This window comes from Chryseobacterium sp. ERMR1:04 (assembly GCF_001297705.1).
In the GTDB taxonomy this organism is placed as follows: Bacteria; Bacteroidota; Bacteroidia; order Flavobacteriales; family Weeksellaceae; genus Chryseobacterium.
Genome location: NZ_LIRF01000008.1, coordinates 227579 through 247066, shown reverse-complemented (window position 1 = coordinate 247066; position 19488 = coordinate 227579). Strand labels below are relative to the sequence as shown.

Here is a 19488-nt window from a genome sequence, read left to right as displayed (position 1 = left end):
AAATTTAATAATTAAAAATAAAAATCGTCTAAATGTAAGACGATTTTTTTAAATATTTTGATGATTGTATCTGTTTATCTCCCCAAATAAGAGTTATACATCCAAACTTCTTTTTCCTGTTCCGTGATGTAGTCGCTCATTTGAGAGTTTGTACCTTCATCTCCAGCTTTGTCCGTAATATCTAAAAGCTCTCTTTGAAGATCAATAACTATTTTAAATGAATTTAAAATATATTCTACACTTTTATTACCGTCAGTAACTTCTTTTGTTTCTTTAATGCTGGAAACTTTTAAATAGTCTGAATAATTATGTGCAGGAGTTGCTCCTAATGTTAAGATTCTTTCTGCAATTTCATCAATTTTCAAAACCAGGCTATTGTAAAGTTCTTCAAACTTTGGATGCAGTGTGAAAAATTGGTCCCCTTTAATGTTCCAGTGAGAACCTCTGGTATTTTGATAAAATATTGAATAGTTGGCTAAAAGTACATTTAATTTTCCCGAAATGTTTTTGCAGTCGGCTGCTTTTAAACCGATAATACTTGCATTTTTCATAAGTTTATTTTTTTGGATATCTACAAAGTTAGGAAATATTATGCCGAATGGGGGGTGTAATTAATAGAACATAACTATAAGAGGATTTTTAAAAACAATTTGGAGAAATCATCAATATGAAAAGGGGGTATAAGCTTGGCAGTATAAAAACTAATTCATAGTAATTCTATAAGGATCATATTTAAAATATACATAACAATTAGTTAATGTAGTCTAACTTGTTGTTTCCCTAGCTTTGCAATTAAAATTCACAAATAATAAAATGTTATGAAGAAAATTGTATCGTATTTCGCGTGTTTATTCCTAATCTTTTCTTGTACCGATCGTGATAAAGATGGTCAGGGACCAATAAAAAATCAAGATAAATACCAAACCAAAAATGTAATTCTACTAGTTGTTGATGGACCCCGTATTTCTGAAACTTGGGAAGAACCTACCAGAAAGTACATTCCCAATAGAGTAAACCTTTTAAACCAAGGGGTTTTTATCAGTAATTTTAAAAATAATGGGGCCACTCTTACCAACCCTGGACACAGCGCACTGTGTAGTGGAGTATATGAAAATTTACAAAATAATGGTACAGAATTACCAGGTTATCCATCTATTATGCAGCAATGGCTGAAACAAACAGGAGCAGACAAAAAGAAAGCTTGGATCATCGCTTCTAAAGATAAATTAGAAATATTGAATAATTGTAAGCTCAGCAGTTGGAAAGATAAATTTCAACCGAGTACAGACTGCGGTATCAATGGTAATGGCTCTGGTTATAGAGAAGATGCTGTAACAGTAGATAGAGTGAAGTCGATCATGGGGCAGTATTCTCCTAATATTATTGTGATCAATTTAAAAGATGTTGATTCTAATGGACATGCTCATAATGCTAACAATAATAATTGGAATGGATATATTAATGCTATAAAAGCAACCGATACCTCTATTAAAGATATTTGGAATCATATTCAGTCGCTTCCTGCTTATAAGGATAAAACAACATTAATTGTTTCTAATGATCATGGAAGACATTTAGACAGTCATGGAGGTTTTGCAGAACATGGTGATGATTGCGCAGGATGCAGGCATATTGAGTTCTTCGCAATGGGTCCTGATTTTAAGAAAAATGCGATTATTAACACTGGAAATTACGAGCAGATTGATGTTGCAAGTACCATCGCAGAGCTTTTAGGAATGCCTTTGGAGTATGCTAAAGGAAAAGTAATTAGAGATGTTTTTAAATAAGAATTTTAAATTTTCATAATAAATAAATTTACACAACTGCTTGTAGATTAAAAAATTATTACTATTTTTGCACCTTAAAATAAAAAGCAATTAAATGCCTACTATTCAACAATTAGTAAGAAAAGGAAGAGTCGCACTCACCAAGAAGAGTAAATCGGCTGCCCTTGATTCTTGTCCACAAAGACGAGGTGTATGTACGAGAGTATATACTACCACTCCTAAGAAACCTAACTCTGCACTTAGAAAAGTTGCAAGGGTAAGACTTTCTAATGGGAAGGAAGTCAACGCCTACATCCCGGGCGAAGGACATAATCTTCAAGAGCACTCGATAGTATTGGTACGCGGCGGAAGGGTGAAAGACCTACCGGGAGTACGTTATCATATCGTAAGAGGAGCATTAGACACTGCAGGTGTTAGCGGAAGAACGCAGAGAAGATCTAAGTATGGAGCTAAGAGACCTAAACCAGGTCAGGCAGCAGCTGCGCCAGCTAAAGGAAAGAAAAAATAATCATTAAATAAGGTACAGAAACAATGAGAAAGACAAAAGCGAAAAAAAGACCGTTGTTACCAGATCCGAAATTTAATGATCAATTGGTAACAAGATTTGTAAACAATTTAATGCAAGACGGTAAGAAGTCAATTGCATTTAAAATATTCTATGATGCTTTAGAGCTAGTAGAAGCTAAAAAAGGAGAAACTGAGAAAACAGCCCTTGAAATCTGGAAAGATGCATTAACTAACGTTATGCCTCACGTAGAAGTACGTTCTAGAAGAGTAGGTGGTGCTAACTTCCAGATCCCTATGCCAATCAGAGCTGATAGAAAAATTTCTATGGCAATGAAATGGTTAATCAAATATTCTACAGCTAGAAATGATAAGTCTATGGCTTTGAAATTAGCTAACGAAGTTGTAGCGGCTTCTAGAGAAGAAGGTGCTGCTTATAAGAAAAAATCTGATACTCACAAAATGGCGGAAGCTAACAAAGCTTTCTCTCACTTTAAATTCTAATTAGAAATGAGTAGAGATCTTAAATTTACAAGAAATATTGGTATTGCTGCCCACATTGATGCGGGAAAGACTACCACTACAGAAAGAATCTTATTCTATACAGGTGTAAACCACAAAATTGGTGAAGTTCACGATGGTGCTTCTACAATGGACTGGATGGAGCAGGAAGCTGAAAGAGGTATTACAATTACTTCTGCTGCAACTACTTGTTCTTGGAATTTTCCAACAGACCAAGGTAAAATGTTACCTGAAAGTAAGCCTTACCACTTCAACATCATTGATACACCAGGTCACGTTGACTTCACAGTAGAAGTAAACAGATCTTTAAGAGTATTAGATGGTTTGGTATTCTTATTCTCTGCAGTAGATGGAGTAGAATGAGTTGAACTAACTGTTCTCTGCAGTAGATGGAGTAGAGCCTCAGTCTGAAACAAACTGGAGACTTGCTGACAACTATAAAGTTGCAAGAATGGGATTCGTAAACAAAATGGACAGACAAGGTGCTGACTTCCTTAACGTGGTAAACCAAGTTAAGACAATGTTAGGATCTAACGCAGTTCCAATCGTTTTACCAATCGGTGCTGAAGAAGATTTCAAAGGTGTTGTTGACTTAATCAAAAACAGAGCGATCATCTGGGATGAAGCAGGACAAGGAGCTACTTTCGAAGTAGTGCCAATTCCTGAAGACATGAAGGCTGAAGTTCTTGAATACAGAGAGAAACTAGTAGAAGCTGTTGCAGACTACGATGATACTTTGATGGAGAAATTCTTCGAAGATCCAGATTCAATCTCTGAAGACGAAATCAACGAAGCGCTAAGAAAAGCTACTATTGATCTTTCTATTATCCCAATGACTTGTGGTTCTTCATTTAAGAATAAAGGAGTACAGTTTATGTTGGATGCAGTATGTAAATACTTGCCTTCTCCATTGGATAAAGATGATATCAAAGGTACTGACCCTAGAACAGATCTTGAAATCACAAGAAAACCAGATGTAAATGAGCCGTTCGCAGCTTTAGCATTCAAGATTGCTACTGACCCATTCGTGGGAAGATTAGCATTCTTCAGAGCATACTCTGGAAGATTAGATGCAGGTTCTTATATCTTGAACACTCGTTCAGGAGATAAAGAAAGAATCTCTAGAATCTATCAAATGCACGCTAACAAGCAAAATCCTGTAGAATTTATTGAAGCAGGAGATATTGGTGCAGCTGTAGGTTTTAAATCTATCAAAACTGGTGATACAATGTGTGACGAGAAAAACCCAATCGTTCTTGAATCGATGGTTTTCCCTGATCCGGTAATTGGTATCGCTGTTGAACCTAAAACTAAGGCAGACCAGGATAAAATGGGTAACGCTCTAGCTAAATTAGCTGAAGAAGATCCTACTTTCCAGGTTAAAACTGACGAGGCTTCTGGACAAACTATTATCTCAGGAATGGGTGAACTTCACCTTGACATTCTTGTAGATCGTATGAGAAGAGAATTCAAAGTAGAAGTTAACCAAGGTCAGCCACAAGTAGAATACAAAGAAAATCTTACAAGAGTTGCTCAACACAGAGAAGTTTACAAAAAACAATCTGGTGGTAAAGGTAAATTTGCTGATATCGTATTCGAACTTGGACCTGCTGAAGAAGGTAAAATTGGTCTAGAATTTATTAACGAAATCAAAGGTGGTAACGTTCCTAGAGAATTTGTTCCTGCAATTGAAAAAGGCTTTAAAGCTGCAATGAAAAACGGTCCTTTGGCTGGTTTCGAAGTTGAAGGTATTAAAGTTGTTCTTAAAGACGGATCTTTCCACGCAGTGGATTCTGATGCACTTTCTTTCGAATTAGCTGCTAAATTAGGATTTAAAGAAGCGGGACGTGCTGCTAAGCCAGTAATCATGGAGCCTATTATGAAATTGGAGGTTGTAACTCCAGAAGAATATATGGGTAACATCATTGGTGACCTTAACAAGAGAAGAGGTACAATCAGTGGTCAGGAAGAGAAAAACGGAGCCGTAGTTATCAAAGGTTCAGTTCCACTTTCTGAAATGTTTGGATATGTAACAACTCTAAGAACACTTTCATCAGGAAGAGCTACTTCTTCTATGGAATTAGAGAAGTACCAAGCAACTCCACAGAACGTTGCGGAAGATATCATTGCTAAAGCAAAAGGTTAATTTTTTAAAGTAAAGAAATGTCACAAAGAATCAGAATAAAACTAAAATCTTACGATTACAACTTGGTAGACAAGTCTGCTGAGAAAATCGTAAAAACGGTAAAGGCTACTGGTGCTGTTGTAAACGGACCAATTCCATTGCCAACTAATAAGAGAATCTTCACTGTGTTGAGATCTCCTCACGTAAACAAGAAGGCAAGAGAGCAGTTCCAATTATCAGCTCACAAGAGACTAATGGATATCTACTCTTCTTCTTCTAAAACTGTTGATGCTCTAATGAAATTAGAACTTCCTTCAGGTGTAGACGTAGAAATTAAAGTGTGATAACTTGCATTTTTGCACGTAATTATATAAATCCGTCCCTTTTTAGGGGCGGATTTTTTTATGCATATAATTGAACTTAAAAAGCCAAGAATAGTAAAAGCTCTACCATCAAGTAAATTGTTATTAAGTCTTAAAAATGTCAAAATATCTCAATATAAATTGATTGTAAAACCATTAATTGATCCCTTGCTTTCTTTTCTATTTTTTAATGATACTTGGTTATAGTAAAAGAGTCTTTCCATAAACCTGTTAAATGATTAAGACTTTATATATAGTAATTCTTTCCGATGAGATATATCATTCTATATTCTTTATTTAGAATTAATAAAAATAATATATTTGAAAAAAATTATTAAATGAATAAAATAGTATCCGTTTCTCTGCTTGTATTAGGTGGGGTTTTTGCCAACGCACAGCAAGTGAATGATTCTATTAAAAGAGAGAGTAAGATAGAAGAAGTAGAATTATTTGGAGAAAGAAAGAAGCAACCCGAAGGCTTGGAAGCAATTACCAGATTGCCTTTAAAACCAAGAGATCAGATCCAAAGTATTTCTGTAATATCTTATAAAGCTATTGAAGCTCTTGGAGCATTAACGGTAACAGATGTTGCTAAAAACGTTCCCGGTGTAACCCAATTCGGAAGTTATGGTGGAATAAGAGAAAGTATGTCTATCAGAGGATACCGTGGAGTTCCAGTTTTAAAGAATGGAGTTCAGATGGATTCAGATTTCCGTACAGGAGCAATGTTGACGGATATGCAGGGAGTGGAAAGTATTCAGGTAATAAAAGGTTCGGCTGCCGTTACACAAGGGATTGGAGATGGGCTTGGAGCTGCAGGAGGAGTAATTAATGTGGTGACAAAAGTTCCAAAATTTATTAATCAAACCAATGTAGGGTTCCGATACGGAAGTTGGGATTTCTACAGACCTACAATAGATTTCCAAAGAGTGTTGGATTCTCAAGGGAAAGTAGCGGTACGATTAAATGCTGCTTATCAAGATAACAACAGCTTCAGAAGATTTATTCATACAGATCGTATCTACGTAAATCCATCCATCGCCATTCGTCCGGACGATAAAACGGAAATTGTTGTGGAGATGGATTATATGCACAATAATACAACGCCCGACAGAGGGACAGTGAACCTTGCAAAAGGAGATACAGAAGCTATCTATAGAATGCCGGGAAGAAAGTTTCTGGGTTTTGCTTCAGACAATGCGAAAATTGAGACCTTTAATTTCTCTACAACAGCAACAAGAAAACTGACAGAGAAATTAAAATTAAGAGCGGCTTTCATGAGCTCTTCTTACCAGTCTGAAATCATAGGAGCAGCACTTGCTCCGGTTAATAATAAAGCTCCAAATGAATTCCGTAAAAGAACCTTGACCAGATCAGACAGAGAAGATTTGAACAAAGTTTTCCAATTCGATTTTATTGGAGCAGATGTGATGACTGGTTTTATGAAACATACTTTTCAGGTAGGTTTCGATTGGAAAGAATCTAATGTTACAACCACTTCATACCAATCAAAAGACGTTGATCAGATTAATGTTTTGCAGGATATTAATAATTTTCTTCCCAATACAATTGATGCTGAGAAATTTGATTTAATGAAAAATAATCCAATTGTGAATACAATAACGCCTACTATGGGATTAATGGCGCAGGATGTTATCACATTCAATAAATATATCAAGGCTCATTTAGGAGTTCGTTACAGCCGACTCATTGGTTCCGATAAAGAAAAAGACTATGCCTGGAATCCTTCATTAGGGATTATGATCTCTCCGGTTGAGAACATGAATGTTTTTGGATCTTATACCAGTACAACTTCTCTAAGAAGTTCTAATAGTCCATTAGCAGCAGGAGGTACTGTTGGAGCTTCCACAACGAAACAATGGGAAGCAGGAATTAAGTCAGACTGGCTTAATGAAAGATTAAGATTTAATGTAACCTTCTTTGATATCAAAACGGATAATTTATCTTATGAAATTATCGGAAGTGGAGGAAATGGTACCGGAAGATTTGCTTTAGCGGGTGAGTTAAAAAGAAAAGGAATGGAAGTAGAATTGATTGGGAAAATCCTTCCAAACCTTCAGGTAATGACCGGTTGGGCCTATGTAGATGCTCAATATCAAGACAGTCCTTCATTCGTTAATGGTTCAGCGCCTATTAATACGCCTAAACATTCTGCCAATGCTTGGTTAAATTATAAATTTAATACAGGTGCTTTGGAAGGACTTGATGTTGGAGCAGGAATTTATTATGTAGGAAACAGACCGGTTGATGATTATAAATTAAAGGCAGTATTGGATAATGGGCATGTAAATGGAACGCAGCCAGATGAGAAACCGTTCAATATGCCTGATTATACTACTGTAGATGCTCAGATTGGGTATACTTTCAAAAACGGATTGGGATTAAGAGGTTTCTTCAATAACATCTTCGATTCAGTAGGATACAATTCTTATTTCAGAGGAGGATATATCGATCAGATCCAGCCTAGAAACTTTGCCGTTCAGGTAAATTACAAATTTTAATAACCATTAAATTTATGAAAAATATAAAAGTACTAGTAGTAGCATTCGTTTTAAGCTTATTCTTCGTAGCATGTTCAGGAGATAAGAAAAAAGGAATTGATTATAACCAGTTTAAGACAAAAGTTACCTTGAGTCCTGAGCAGGTAAAAAGCTTTGATGAGATTACGGCGAAATATCAAAAACTACAGGAACAGAATTTTCAGGCTGCAAAAGGGCAGGGAGGAACTATGGATCGTGTGGGGTTAAGCATTAAAAATGAAGAACTGAGAAATCAGCAGTCTTTAGATATGGCTAAAGTTTTAGATGCAGAGCAATTGCAAAAGTTTAATGCTTTTGTAGACGAAAATTCTCGTAAAAGACCAAGATATGATAATGCTTTATTAGAAAGAATTAAAACTGAAGCAGGATTATCAGAAGAAGAATTCACCATGGTAAACGCTGCCAATGATGCTTTTGAAAAAGCATTCAATGATGCCCATGATGTGTATCACGGAAACAACGATTTAGCTAAAGAATACTGGGAGAAGTTTGACGCACAGAGAAAACTGGCGATTCAAAAAGCATTGAGTCCTGAGCATTATGCAAAGTTTGAAAACATTGTAAAAGAGGTTCAGTTCAAAGGAAGAAAATAATACAATAAACATTCATATTCAATTTTAAATAGAAAACATTAAGGCGGGCAACTGTCTTAATGTTTTTGTTATTACAGATCATGAATCCATTAGTAAAAAGTCTCTATAGGAAAAAAAGAAAAAACGAATCTGCCCTTAAATACATTATGTGGCTTGCTCATTTGTGGATGGGACTTTTATCCTGTATCGTCGTTTTCATCATGTGTGTTACAGGATGTTTATATGCTTTTAAAAATCAGATCACAGACTTTTCCAACAGAGATAAAGTCTATATTTCTTCAAATACAAAAATCCCCCGCAAGCCGGATCAGATAAAAGAGGAATTATTAAAAAGTAATAAAGAACTCACTTCTTTGTTGATTCCCTTGCAGAAGAATAGGAGCTATGTTATTTCTTATCGGGAGAATCAACTGGATCGGACGGGTTTTTATAATCAATATACAGGTGAACTACTTGGTGATGCCGATGTGGGAGCAAATCGATTTTTCGATGTTGTTTTGGATATTCACCGAAACTTGATGATGGGGAATGTGGGAAGACAAATTGTAGGAGCATCGGTGTTAATATTTTGTCTTTTACTGATTTCAGGATTGATTCTTTGGTTACCTAAAAAAATGAAATTTTTGGAGCAAGGGTTAACAGTAAAACTGAATGCTAAGTTTCAACGGCTGAATTACGATTTACATAACACACTAGGCTTTTATACTTTCTTATTGCTTTTATTTATTTCGTTGACAGGACTTTATGTAACCTATCCTTGGGTGAAAAACGGATTTATTATTTCCTTAGGCGGATCATCTATTAACGCAGTTTCAAATGAAAAAAATAAGGAGAATGATGCATTTGGAAATCTTCTAGAAGATATGCTGCAAAAGCAAGGTGAAAAAAAGAATTTAAAAGATGTAAAGGCTGCGTCGATTAATAGAATTTTAGAATTATCCAATCAATATCTCCCATATGACGCCGTTACAAGTATCGAAATGCCGAATAAAGATAACCCCAGATATGTTGTTGTTAAAACCAATACAGAGAATGTACTGGGTGTGATGGTTCCGGATGAAATCACTTTTGACAAAACCGGTGAATTTAAAACCAAAGAATTGTTTTCAGACAAACCATTAAATAAACAATTTACTGCGTTAGCGAAGCCTTTACATACAGGAGAAATCATGGGACTACCCAGTATTATTTTATATTTTATCGTGTGTCTCATCGGATGCTCTTTGCCTGTAACAGGTTTATTGATCTGGTGGCATCGGGTAAAGAAATTGAAATAATGATCTCTTATATAGTTTATGATTTTCTTTATCCAAAGACTGATATTATTTAATACATTTATTCATTAAAATAATATACGATGAGTGATAAGAATAATTTTTTCGAAAAATTTTCAAATTGGGCTACCAAGTTCACGGGAAGCTCTAAAGCTTTTATTGGCGCAACACTTATTGTTGTTATTTGGGCCATTTCAGGACCTCTATTCAATTATTCTGAAACTTGGCAATTAGTTATTAATACCGGAACAACCATTATTACATTTTTGATGGTTTTTCTTATCCAGAAAGCTCAAAATAAAGATTCGAAAGCCATCCAGATCAAGTTAAATGAACTACTAGCTGCCAATGAAAAAGCCAGCAACCGAATTGTAGATATTGAAGATCTTACAGAAAAAGAATTGGACGAACTCCATTGTTACTATGAGAAGTTAGCAGATTTTGCAGAAGAAGATGCGGATATTCACAGTTCACATTCCATAGATGCAGCCAAAAGAAATCAGGATTATAAGCATGACCTGTTTAGAAAAAGGCATGATGAATGGTTGCAGAAGCAGGGTGGAAAAAAGGGATAAGTTGATGAAAGCTTTTGATTTAAGGCCGGGAAAAGATTAATTAGAATATGGGATTTTTAAAAGTAAATGTTAATAAAACTATTCTAGTTCTTTTTGGAATTATCTTCTGTTTTTTAATTATAAGGAAAGCCTTTGATCCGAATCTTTCTAGATATAAATATTTTGATCAGTATTGCAATGGAATAGTTGTCTCAAATTCATATGATGAAACTTCTCATTTTAATATAGTTAAATCATCGGATAGTAATAAAATCCATTTAGAAGATATGAAAATTATTACATTAATTAAAGTTGGAGATTCTATAGTGAAAAATAAAGATGCTACCTATTTTACTGTTTATAAGAAAAAATAATGATCGAGTAATATTTGATATGTATAATAAAAGGGTGCAAATTTTAAAATGAAGGATAAGTTTTTCATAATTAGTGGTGTTTTTTATTTACTCTTTTTTAATAAGGTATTCAATGTGGGTATGAAATTACAACCAGAACATAGTGTAAGCAAATATTTCGGTATGTTGAAAAGTATAAATTGGAAATAGTTTTAAGAATAAGTGTGAAAAAAAGTATAAATATTATTTTTCATCTTTTAAGTTTAATTTAATAATTAAATTAAAAACTTAGATTTCGATAGATTATTTGTATGTAATAGTTAATTTATTAAATAATTACTTCTTTTTGTTGGAGAATTGGTAATTAACGTTACATTTGTTTTCCAAAAATTTTACATGAAAACAAAACTACCCCTTGTATTGTTTGCAGTTGCCTCTTCAATGGTAAGTGCACAATGGAATAAAACAATACCTACGAAAGATGTTGTTAAAAGAAGTGATAAAACTGTTTATTACAATCTTGATATTAACAAAATTAGAACGCAATTATTAAGAGCTCAAAAAGTTGGAGAGACTGCGGTAACAATCAATATTCCTACATTAAATGGAAGTATTGAAAAATTTGCAGTGAACAGTTTTCCGGTAATGGATGAGGCTCTAGCAAGCCAATACCAGTTAGGTTCTTATGTAGGAGTGGGAGTAGATGATCCTACAAAATATATTAGATTTAGTGTAGCTCCTAATGATTTCCAGTCTATGATCATAAATGATGGAAAATATGAGTTCATTGAGCCTGCTAATGCAGATAAATCAGTGTATTCAATTCATGGGAAAACAGGTAAAAATGGTCATGCTTTTATTTGTAGTACCAAAGAAAGCCATGAGTCTGTTACTAGAATGGAGCAAATGATGGCAAAGGGAGCAGCTGCTAAATCAGGAGATAAAAAGTACCATACTCTTAAGCTTGCCTTATCTGTAACGGGAGAATATACTGCCTATTTTGGTGGGACAGCAAATGCTCTTGTTCAAATTAATGCTACCTTAACGAAAGTAGATGGTGTTTTTGAGCAGGAATTTAATTTGCATCTTAATATGATTAGTGCACCAAATCTTATTTTTACAGATGCAGCTACGGATCCATATAGTACTGCAGATTATATGTGTAGATGGAATTATGAATTGATGAATGTCTTGCATGGTGGAAATTATGGTGTTACTGATGCTGATTATGATATTGGTCATTTATTTGGTGCTACTGGGGGTGGTGGAAATGCTGGATGTATAGGATGTATAGGGAGTAATGATGTTACTTTTACAACAGTTTCTGCTAGTAGTAATGATGCATGTGAGACTTCTACAGGAATATTATATGGATATAGTTCTCCAAATAATTATAAAGGAAGTGGCATCACTTCACCGGGTAATGCAATTCCGATGGGAGATGCATTTGATATAGATTATGTTGCTCACGAAATAGGGCACCAACTAGGAGATAATCATACGTATAGTTTCAATGAAGGAACAGGAGTATGTGTTGAGCCTGGTTCTGGCTCTACTATTATGGGATATGCAGGGATTACAGGTTCTACAACAGATGTTCAGACTCATTCTGATCCTTATTTTCATAGTGTAAGTATTGATCAGGTTCAAGCGAATCTTGCATCAGTAACAGTAGATGTAGAAACTCCTATTACAAATAATCCACCAATAGTTACTCCTATGACAACGAGTTATACAATTCCAAAATCAACAGCTTTTGTTCTTACAGCATCGGCAACAGATCCAGATGGAGATCCGCTAACATATAGCTGGGAACAGGTGAATTCAAGCTTATTAGGTAATGGAGTGACAAAATCTAATATTGGAAATACAACTTCTGGTGCAAGTTTTAGATCTTGGATTGCAACAACAAGTCCTACAAGATACTTCCCTAAATTGTCAACAGTTCTTGGAGGTGCTGTGAAAAATATACTAGATTTTGAAGCTGCTTCTACGGTAGCAAGAACTACGAACTTCCGAGTGACGGTAAGAGATAATAAAATTGGTGGACAAGCACAGACAGCTTACGCAACACAAACAATTGTTGTAGGTTCTGCAAGTGCATTTACTGTTAATGCTTCAACACTAACTCCAAATGCAAACTCTACGGTTTCATGGGTAGCTTCTGGGACAACAGCCGCACCATACAATGTTGCAAATGTGAAAATAGATTATACTTTTGACAATGGAGCAACTTGGACTGTATTGGCTGCTTCGGTTCCTAATACTGGAACTGCTAGTGTTTTAGTTCCTGCATCTTTATCTGGTAAAAGTGGACACTTAAGAGTTTCTGCAATTGGGAATGTATTTTATGCTGTGAAAGGAAATAACGTGGGTACTTTGTCAACATCTGAAGTTGGAAATGTAAAAACTGTTCAGATTTATCCAAACCCTGTGGATGATATCTTAAATGTTAAAAATATATCTTCAAAATCTACATACGATATTTACAATGCGCCTGGTCAATTGATATCTAAAGGTACAATTGGAGACGGTAAAATTGTGGTAAGAGATTTAGTAAAAGGGGTGTACTTTATCAATATAGATGAGAATGGTACGAATCTTAAAACTAAGTTTGTTAAAAAATAGTTTTATATAGAATGATATAAAGTAAAAGCCGCTGAATTAATTCAGCGGCTTTTGTGTGTCAATAAAGTCGATAGCTTATCTCTTCATAAAATACCCAAAATAAGAACAACTTCCCATAAGACCTTTTGCAGTTTCGGTATCGGCATATTGATTTTTAATCATTGCAAAATACGTTCTGAATTTCTGATTTTTAATCTCGTCCAGTTGTTTGAGGTGGGCATCACTTTTCTCAGAATATTTAGGGTCGGAATAATCGATAGTAGCTTGATTTTTGGCTTCATATTGATAATACTTACCTTGTTCTGCGCTCGCCATTTGGAAGAGTATTCTGGCTTTCTGTTCTTTATTGGTGGCAAGATCTAGTGCTTTTTTGTAATAATTAATAGCCAGATCAAAGTTATCGGGTTCTATATAAGAGGAGTCAAGGAAGTTTTTGTAATAATATCGGTAAGGTGTTTTCTTGTCTGTATTCCAGAAGTCGTATTTTCCACCATTGCTGTTATCAATATCCATCACAAATAATTCTCTGTAATATCCTAAAATAGAAGTGTTGTATAATAAATTTCCAACAAGTTGATTGGCTTTTGCAGCCTTTTCATCTTTTCCGTTTCCTATGGTTTTAAGTTGAATTAATGCGTCTACCAACTCTAGCTTATTCATGTCTGTTTTAATGAAAGGGAACGGCGTGTAATCTTCTATTTTCATACTCGTTGCATCATCACTTTGGAAACTTTCCCAAACATTATGTCCGAAAACAAGATTAGGAATATTATTGAATCCATTATAGTCAGAAGGTTTATATTGATGAAGACTTGTTTTCTCAACATTGCTGCTCCAGTCATAATCTATTCTTGGAATTCCGGCGAAGCCTTGTGCTTTTTGATAATACGATTTCGCTTTTTCAAAATCAGCCATTCTCATTGCTCTGTCTCCGTAAATTAGATTGAAAAACGCATCAATATTACCTACGCTATTAATGTTTTTAGCAATGATTTGTTGCTCAAATTGAGACTTGTTGGGTTTTCTGTAAAAATCTTCAACACTTTTTACCAATTGAGAATTGGGATTGTACTGAAGGTCAGAAAGTTTATTGCTCATTAAGAATGATTTTCCGTCTTCTCCCTGTAAGAAATAACGGTTAGCCAAAACATCTTTAAGGAAAGAAGCGGTTGATGGAACTGTTCCGTAATAGGAATCTTCCTCTGTTTGTACAGGTTCTTTTTTACCCTCTTTTTCAATAAAATATTCAGAATAATCTTTCATTAAATGATTTTCATATTCCGCAGTTATTTTAGGTTGGGAAACGATATCATTCAGAACTTTCATTCTTTTTATTTGCTCAAGATATTCCGGGTTATTGGTTTTGATATCTTCTAAGATTTCAGTACTCGCTTTGTAGTCTTTTTTCAAAAACTTAAGATAAGCATCTGCAATTTGCCAGTATTCATCTTTGGATTTCGTTTTAGTTTTTTCTGTAAATTTTTCCAGATCATCTAAGAAATCTTTAGTCTTGTCATCGTAATAATAACTGATGTTTTTAGCGTAAAACGGAATTCTGTTCGGGTTATCCAGCAATTCATCGTCACTTTGATCTGCTTTATTGCTATCAGATACGGCATCAGATTTTATACCGAAAAGCTTTTTAAAGAAACGTACAATTTTTTGCCAGAAAGACAGTTCTTTTTCTTTTACCTCAGTGGGTTCAGTTTTTGTTTGATCGGTGGTTGTATTGGTTGTACTTTTTTGTACGTTTGAGTCAGTTCCATTAGTGGAAGCATAATAGTAGGTGGGAAGATAATTCCTTTCCAGTTCATTGATACTTCTTACGGCCATTACTTTCAAAATCTCGGAATCTGGATTGATGTCGTACATTTTTTCCATAATAGGAATCGGATTGGTAAAATCTTCATAGCCTAAAAGGAAATACGCCATATTCTTTTCATCATTGGTTCCTGCTCTTTTCATGATGTTATTGAAAGATGCGGTATCCGAAAGCTTCATCGAAATAAATGCAGATTCCTTGCGGCTTTTGCTGTTCATGAAAACCTGAAAGAAATTCCAGTTGGCATCATTCTTCATTTCTAATCCTCTCTGTGCGCCTGCCAATTGATCAAGAGACATAAAGTAGACTGGACCTTTTAATTTTACAGGTTCTACATAGGTTTTAAATGCTTGAAGCGCAACATCATAATTTCTTGTATAATGATTAAAACGAATCAACTGATACCCGTAACGTTGTTTGATCTCAGGATTTTTCGCCGCATTATATAAAGATGTTAAAGCTGAAACTGTCTTGTCGTAATCTAGATTGGTTGCGTTCTTGCTGGTTTTGTCTTCGTTATCATAAAATGAGTTGGAACTTTCAACATAATTAATGCTCATGTAAGGCTCCAAATATTTAGCTTCAATTAAATAATCAATTCCCTCATGATATTTTTGATAAGAGCCGGCACCGAGTTTTGTAAGTAGGGTATTGGTTGAATTTCCTTTTTTCAATTCATTCAGATCGTTCATGTTCATTTTATTGACCAGGAAATCTGTTTCGGAATAACTCAATTGATTATTAAAAAACTTTTTCCAGGATTCAATATTTTCATCCGGAATCTGAGATGGTTTAAAACCCGTGTAGAATCTCGTAGAATAACTATGAAGAAAAGGCAAGTATGATTTATCTTTTATAATACTTTGAGTAAAAAGATTAAAGTATTCATAATCCGGATCAGACCAGCCACAGGCATTGGATTCTGTATAAAAAAGCGATAAAACCGCAAGCGAAAGAAAGTACTTTTTCATTGTATAGATGGTGTTTTTTTATAGTTTAAAATTAAAAGAAGGATTCAAATTATCTACGTAAATCTGTGTAATCTGAGGGAGAAAAACAACGTTATATCTTTACAGATTTTGTGATTAATAATATTTAAATTAAAAATTAAAATTCTGCCCTGTAACAAATTTACTATCTAATTGATAATAAACGATATTGAAATGCTTAATTTTTTTCTCCAGAAAACCGACAACTTCCTGAAGTTGATCATCCGCTATTTCTTCAACTTTTATTTTGAAACCTTTGTTAAGATAATTTCCAAAATAGAATCCATCTTTTTGGATTTCAATTTCGGTTGAGGATATTTTTTTGAAATTAGGATTGTTTAAATCTCCTTTAGACAAAGCATTAATCAATTTATGTTTTCCTAAATGATTGGTGACAATTCCCCACGAATAGATCGGAAGAGCCACGTCTATTTTTTTGATGGGATAGTCTTCAATTTTCGCAAGATAACTTTTCAAAACCGTAACATCCAGAATTGAATTTTTATTTGAATTTTCCAAAGGCGAAGAAGTAGAGTAGCACATTAAATATACTTTGTCAACAGGCGGAATTCCGGTTTGATTTTTATCTTTCACCTGATGAAGACGAAGGGTACAAGTGATTTCTTTTCCCGATATTTTTTTGAGCTCTTTTAAAAACGTAAAATAATCATCCCTTGTTCCAGCGGTCCAGTCGCAATCGATTTGAATTTCGTTAGTAACCTTTATTTGATATTCTGTGATTTTTTTCTGAATTAACTGATTGATGCTTTCAGCAAGAAATCGAATCTCATCTTGTGAAATATTCAATAGGGTTTGATTGGTAATGAAAACAGTTGGGACGATTTGCTTATCGGTCAGAAAATTGTTGTCTTTTGTGATAACACCAACCGGCTGAAATTTTCCGCCTACTTTATCTACATCAAAAAATCGCGTGTACAGATATGGAATTGTTGCTTTATCTAGTGCTTTTTTCTCTTCCGGATGTAAGGAGAAATTGGTTTTCCAGTAATAGAAGGTATACGGATGGTTATTTTTCTTTTGGCATGAAACCACAAGAAAGAGGATACATAATATTCTTAAGATTTTCATTATTGATACAATGCGCTATCACAGGTGCAACTTCCGCTTTCTGTTTCTGAAACAGAGCAGCAGTCTTCTGATTTTTGAATATTTCCTTTTTCGTCGGTAAGGTAGATTTTCTCTTTGTCGAATTTCAGATACAATGTTTCATTGTCTGTTTTGAAATGAACTTTCATCACTTTTGGATTGTATTTTCCGGCATTGATTTCTTCTTTTGTTTCCTCTCCGCTAGCTTGGTTAATTTGAACAAATCCAAAATAGACATCACCATTTTTCTTTATATCCAGATAATAAGTTGGAGTTCCGGTTCCGCTGAAGCCTTCCATAATATTGAAATCTCGTTTCCCGATGAAAGGAGCGTTAGATTGAGCATAAGATAGAGTACTGATGGATAAAATAAATACACTGAAAGCTTTTTTCATATTTTTTCCTCAAAATTAAAGATATCTCAGCAAAAATTAAACCGTAAAAACACGAGGATTGACTGAAACATGCACAATCATATATGAAAATTTATGGGAGCTAAAATTTTAACCACAACAGACACAAAAGGTTGAACGCTTTAATTTTTATTAAGCTAAAATTTATTCTGTTAAAAAGTACACATAAGTTTTAAAAAATCTTTTATTTTTATTCTTTTGCAAGCTTTTATTTTCAAGATAGTTAAACTTTAAAACGGTCAATAAAAACTTTTGTCTTTTGTGGTTAAAGCCAAAACATGTTCAAAACAACAAACCATCCCAAAAACTGGAATGGCTTGTTTCTTACTAACAATTTTTTATTTTAAAATACAGTTGCCGCTAATTGAATCCTTGCGTATTTATTAGAAGGATTCCACATTGCCATCATAGAGACGGGAAGGCTGTAGTGGTCTGTAATCTTTACGGTTTTGGTGGCTTTTACGCCTGCATTCACAACATCGAAGCTGTTTTTTCCGTTGCCATACAGAAATGTTGGGTCATTAAGAGCGAATCCGGCACCTACAAATGCATCCAGATTTACTTTCTTACCGGCTATCACTGGATAACTAACCTGTACATACGTAGAATATTTATTCTTTTTATAGCTTCCGTCCGGTTCTAGTACAACTTCTCCGGCATTGGCTCCTCCGTAAAGCATAATGTCTGCTTCAACGTTAATTGGAAATGAAGGTCCGAAAGTATAATTGGTCCTCAGATCAATAATATGAGCTGTTCTTCTGTTTGAATAATTAAAGATGTCGTCCGATGCTACTGTGGTATTGATATTTCTTGAATTAAATAAATCCCACAGCCCAATATAAAAACGTCCGTTTGAATATTGAACATAATAGTTGATCTCCTTATAATGTGTTCCATCTTTATCATCCGCCAGAGCAGAAGCTCCCCATATCCCCACTTTCCATTTTTTTTCTGCATCCAGAGCATAAGAAAGATTTCCCATAACAACAGGTTTATCAGTAATGATTAATCCTCTCCAAAGGTGATTATTCTGGATGTTTGCCGTGAAATCCAATCTACCATTGTCTTTGTTTTCTTCAGCTTCTTGAGCAAAAAGCTTCCCTATGCCTAGGGTTACCAGGCAGATCATTGTTGCGATTTTTTTCATGGGTAAATTAGTTTAAGAAACTGTAAAGTATTGCTGCTAAAGAAGCCCCGAGTATGGGTGCTGCAATAGGTATCCAGGCATATCCCCAGTCGCTGCTTCCTTTAATAGGAAGGAGGGCGTGCATGATTCTGGGACCAAGATCTCTTGCGGGATTGATAGCGTATCCTGTAGTTCCTCCTAGCGAAAGACCAATAGCCCAAACTAAGAAAGCAACAGGTAATGCACCGATAGAGCCTAATCCTATTTTTGCGGTAGTATCATTATGAAGGGAAAGGCTTGGATCGGAAAAATAAAAGATCACAAAAACAAGCACGAAAGTTCCAATCGTTTCACTGATAAAATTTGATAATGGGTTTCTAATAGCGGGTCCTGTGCTGAAGCAAGCAAGCTTGGCTCCTTCATCTTCAGTGATAGCGAAATGATCTCTGTAGAATAGCCATACAAGAAATGCTCCCAATGCGGCTCCGATCATCTCACCTGCTATGTAAGTGGGAACAAGGTCCCAAGAGAATTTTCCTGCTACTGCCAAACCTATGGTAACGGCCGGATTCAAATGTGCTCCACTGATGGGGCCTGCTACCTGAACGCCTACAAAAACGGCCAGTGCCCAAGCGGTAGCGATAACAATCCATCCGGAATTGTTTCCCTTAGTATCTTTCAAAACAACGTTTGCTACAACGCCGTTTCCTAATAGGATCATAAGCATTGTCCCAATTATTTCTGCTACAAATGGTGTCATATGTATTA

At 34.9% G+C, this 19488-nt stretch carries 16 protein-coding genes and 1 pseudogene; 11 read left to right on the top strand and 6 right to left on the bottom strand.

All coding sequences use genetic code 11. The features are described from left to right. Nucleotides 1–74: 74 nt before the first annotated feature. Nucleotides 75–551 carry a Dps family protein gene (locus AMQ68_RS18405; RefSeq protein ID WP_054512067.1) on the bottom strand — a complete coding sequence of 159 codons (477 nt, stop codon included), beginning with the start codon at nucleotides 549–551 and terminating at the stop codon, nucleotides 75–77. A 267-nt stretch (nucleotides 552–818) separates the two neighbouring features. On the opposite strand from AMQ68_RS18405, the gene AMQ68_RS18400 reads away from it, so the two are divergent. From AMQ68_RS18400 to AMQ68_RS18350, 11 genes and pseudogenes are all read left to right on the top strand, one after another. Continuing rightward, the gene (locus tag AMQ68_RS18400) at nucleotides 819–1787 is read left to right on the top strand and encodes a sulfatase-like hydrolase/transferase (RefSeq protein ID WP_054512066.1); all 969 of its coding nucleotides are present in this window, start codon (nucleotides 819–821) and stop codon (nucleotides 1785–1787) included. Nucleotides 1788–1881: 94 nt separating this feature from the next. After that, complete coding sequence (gene rpsL / locus AMQ68_RS18395; RefSeq protein ID WP_027383325.1) at nucleotides 1882–2295, top strand: 30S ribosomal protein S12; 414 nt, start codon at nucleotides 1882–1884, stop codon at nucleotides 2293–2295. Between the two features lie 23 nt (nucleotides 2296–2318). Next, nucleotides 2319–2795 (top strand): 30S ribosomal protein S7, encoded by a 477-nt coding sequence (rpsG, locus tag AMQ68_RS18390; RefSeq protein WP_054512065.1) that lies wholly within the window; start codon nucleotides 2319–2321, stop codon nucleotides 2793–2795. A 6-nt stretch (nucleotides 2796–2801) separates the two neighbouring features. Further along, a pseudogene (fusA, locus tag AMQ68_RS18385) lies at nucleotides 2802–4959 on the top strand (elongation factor G). 17 nt (nucleotides 4960–4976) lie between these two features. Then, complete coding sequence (gene rpsJ, locus AMQ68_RS18380; RefSeq protein ID WP_002661363.1) at nucleotides 4977–5282, top strand: 30S ribosomal protein S10; 306 nt, start codon at nucleotides 4977–4979, stop codon at nucleotides 5280–5282. A gap of 356 nt (nucleotides 5283–5638) precedes the next feature. After that, nucleotides 5639–7822, top strand: coding sequence for a TonB-dependent siderophore receptor (locus tag AMQ68_RS18375; RefSeq protein ID WP_054512064.1), 2184 nt, complete (start codon nucleotides 5639–5641; stop codon nucleotides 7820–7822). Nucleotides 7823–7836: 14 nt separating this feature from the next. Further along, entirely contained in the window at nucleotides 7837–8454 is a 618-nt protein-coding gene (locus AMQ68_RS18370) for a hypothetical protein (protein ID WP_054512063.1), read from the top strand. A gap of 80 nt (nucleotides 8455–8534) precedes the next feature. After that, nucleotides 8535–9731 (top strand): PepSY domain-containing protein, encoded by a 1197-nt coding sequence (locus AMQ68_RS18365; protein ID WP_054512062.1) that lies wholly within the window; start codon nucleotides 8535–8537, stop codon nucleotides 9729–9731. Between the two features lie 80 nt (nucleotides 9732–9811). Next, nucleotides 9812–10303 carry a low affinity iron permease family protein gene (locus AMQ68_RS18360; protein WP_054512061.1) on the top strand — a complete coding sequence of 164 codons (492 nt, stop codon included), beginning with the start codon at nucleotides 9812–9814 and terminating at the stop codon, nucleotides 10301–10303. Between the two features lie 47 nt (nucleotides 10304–10350). Further along, nucleotides 10351–10656, top strand: a complete 306-nt coding sequence (locus AMQ68_RS18355; protein ID WP_054512060.1) for a hypothetical protein — start codon at nucleotides 10351–10353, stop codon at nucleotides 10654–10656. 375 nt (nucleotides 10657–11031) lie between these two features. Beyond that, on the top strand, nucleotides 11032–13263 hold the full coding sequence (locus AMQ68_RS18350; protein WP_054512059.1) for a zinc-dependent metalloprotease: 2232 nt from the start codon (nucleotides 11032–11034) through the stop codon (nucleotides 13261–13263). Nucleotides 13264–13338: 75 nt separating this feature from the next. On the opposite strand, the gene AMQ68_RS18345 is transcribed toward AMQ68_RS18350, so the two are convergent. The 5 genes from AMQ68_RS18345 to AMQ68_RS18325 all read right to left on the bottom strand — a co-directional run bounded on the left by AMQ68_RS18345 (nucleotide 13339) and on the right by AMQ68_RS18325 (nucleotide 19480). Next, nucleotides 13339–16056 carry a hypothetical protein gene (locus AMQ68_RS18345; RefSeq protein WP_054512058.1) on the bottom strand — a complete coding sequence of 906 codons (2718 nt, stop codon included), beginning with the start codon at nucleotides 16054–16056 and terminating at the stop codon, nucleotides 13339–13341. 129 nt (nucleotides 16057–16185) lie between these two features. Next, nucleotides 16186–17163, bottom strand: coding sequence for a hypothetical protein (locus AMQ68_RS18340; protein ID WP_054512057.1), 978 nt, complete (start codon nucleotides 17161–17163; stop codon nucleotides 16186–16188). Further along, nucleotides 17163–17576 (bottom strand): hypothetical protein, encoded by a 414-nt coding sequence (locus AMQ68_RS18335; RefSeq protein WP_054512056.1) that lies wholly within the window; start codon nucleotides 17574–17576, stop codon nucleotides 17163–17165. Before AMQ68_RS18335 ends, AMQ68_RS18340 begins: the two co-directional genes overlap by 1 nt. A 361-nt stretch (nucleotides 17577–17937) precedes the next feature. Beyond that, entirely contained in the window at nucleotides 17938–18741 is an 804-nt protein-coding gene (locus AMQ68_RS18330) for a hypothetical protein (protein ID WP_054512055.1), read from the bottom strand. A gap of 7 nt (nucleotides 18742–18748) precedes the next feature. Further along, a complete protein-coding gene (locus AMQ68_RS18325; RefSeq protein WP_054512054.1) occupies nucleotides 18749–19480 on the bottom strand; it encodes an MIP/aquaporin family protein in 732 nt (243 codons plus the stop codon). Between the last annotated feature and the right edge of the window lie 8 nt (nucleotides 19481–19488).

Bases quoted from the DNA above. Each gene is read 5' to 3' on its own strand.
- AMQ68_RS18405 (WP_054512067.1), bottom strand. From the start codon at position 551: ATGAAAAATGCAAGTATTATCGGTTTAAAAGCAGCCGACTGCAAAAAC.
- AMQ68_RS18400 (WP_054512066.1), top strand. From the start codon at position 819: ATGAAGAAAATTGTATCGTATTTCGCGTGTTTATTCCTAATCTTTTCT.
- rpsL (WP_027383325.1), top strand. From the start codon at position 1,882: ATGCCTACTATTCAACAATTAGTAAGAAAAGGAAGAGTCGCACTCACC.
- rpsG (WP_054512065.1), top strand. From the start codon at position 2,319: ATGAGAAAGACAAAAGCGAAAAAAAGACCGTTGTTACCAGATCCGAAA.
- rpsJ (WP_002661363.1), top strand. From the start codon at position 4,977: ATGTCACAAAGAATCAGAATAAAACTAAAATCTTACGATTACAACTTG.
- AMQ68_RS18375 (WP_054512064.1), top strand. From the start codon at position 5,639: ATGAATAAAATAGTATCCGTTTCTCTGCTTGTATTAGGTGGGGTTTTT.
- AMQ68_RS18370 (WP_054512063.1), top strand. From the start codon at position 7,837: ATGAAAAATATAAAAGTACTAGTAGTAGCATTCGTTTTAAGCTTATTC.
- AMQ68_RS18365 (WP_054512062.1), top strand. From the start codon at position 8,535: ATGAATCCATTAGTAAAAAGTCTCTATAGGAAAAAAAGAAAAAACGAA.
- AMQ68_RS18360 (WP_054512061.1), top strand. From the start codon at position 9,812: ATGAGTGATAAGAATAATTTTTTCGAAAAATTTTCAAATTGGGCTACC.
- AMQ68_RS18355 (WP_054512060.1), top strand. From the start codon at position 10,351: ATGGGATTTTTAAAAGTAAATGTTAATAAAACTATTCTAGTTCTTTTT.
- AMQ68_RS18350 (WP_054512059.1), top strand. From the start codon at position 11,032: ATGAAAACAAAACTACCCCTTGTATTGTTTGCAGTTGCCTCTTCAATG.
- AMQ68_RS18345 (WP_054512058.1), bottom strand. From the start codon at position 16,056: ATGAAAAAGTACTTTCTTTCGCTTGCGGTTTTATCGCTTTTTTATACA.
- AMQ68_RS18340 (WP_054512057.1), bottom strand. From the start codon at position 17,163: ATGAAAATCTTAAGAATATTATGTATCCTCTTTCTTGTGGTTTCATGC.
- AMQ68_RS18335 (WP_054512056.1), bottom strand. From the start codon at position 17,576: ATGAAAAAAGCTTTCAGTGTATTTATTTTATCCATCAGTACTCTATCT.
- AMQ68_RS18330 (WP_054512055.1), bottom strand. From the start codon at position 18,741: ATGAAAAAAATCGCAACAATGATCTGCCTGGTAACCCTAGGCATAGGG.
- AMQ68_RS18325 (WP_054512054.1), bottom strand. From the start codon at position 19,480: ATGACACCATTTGTAGCAGAAATAATTGGGACAATGCTTATGATCCTA.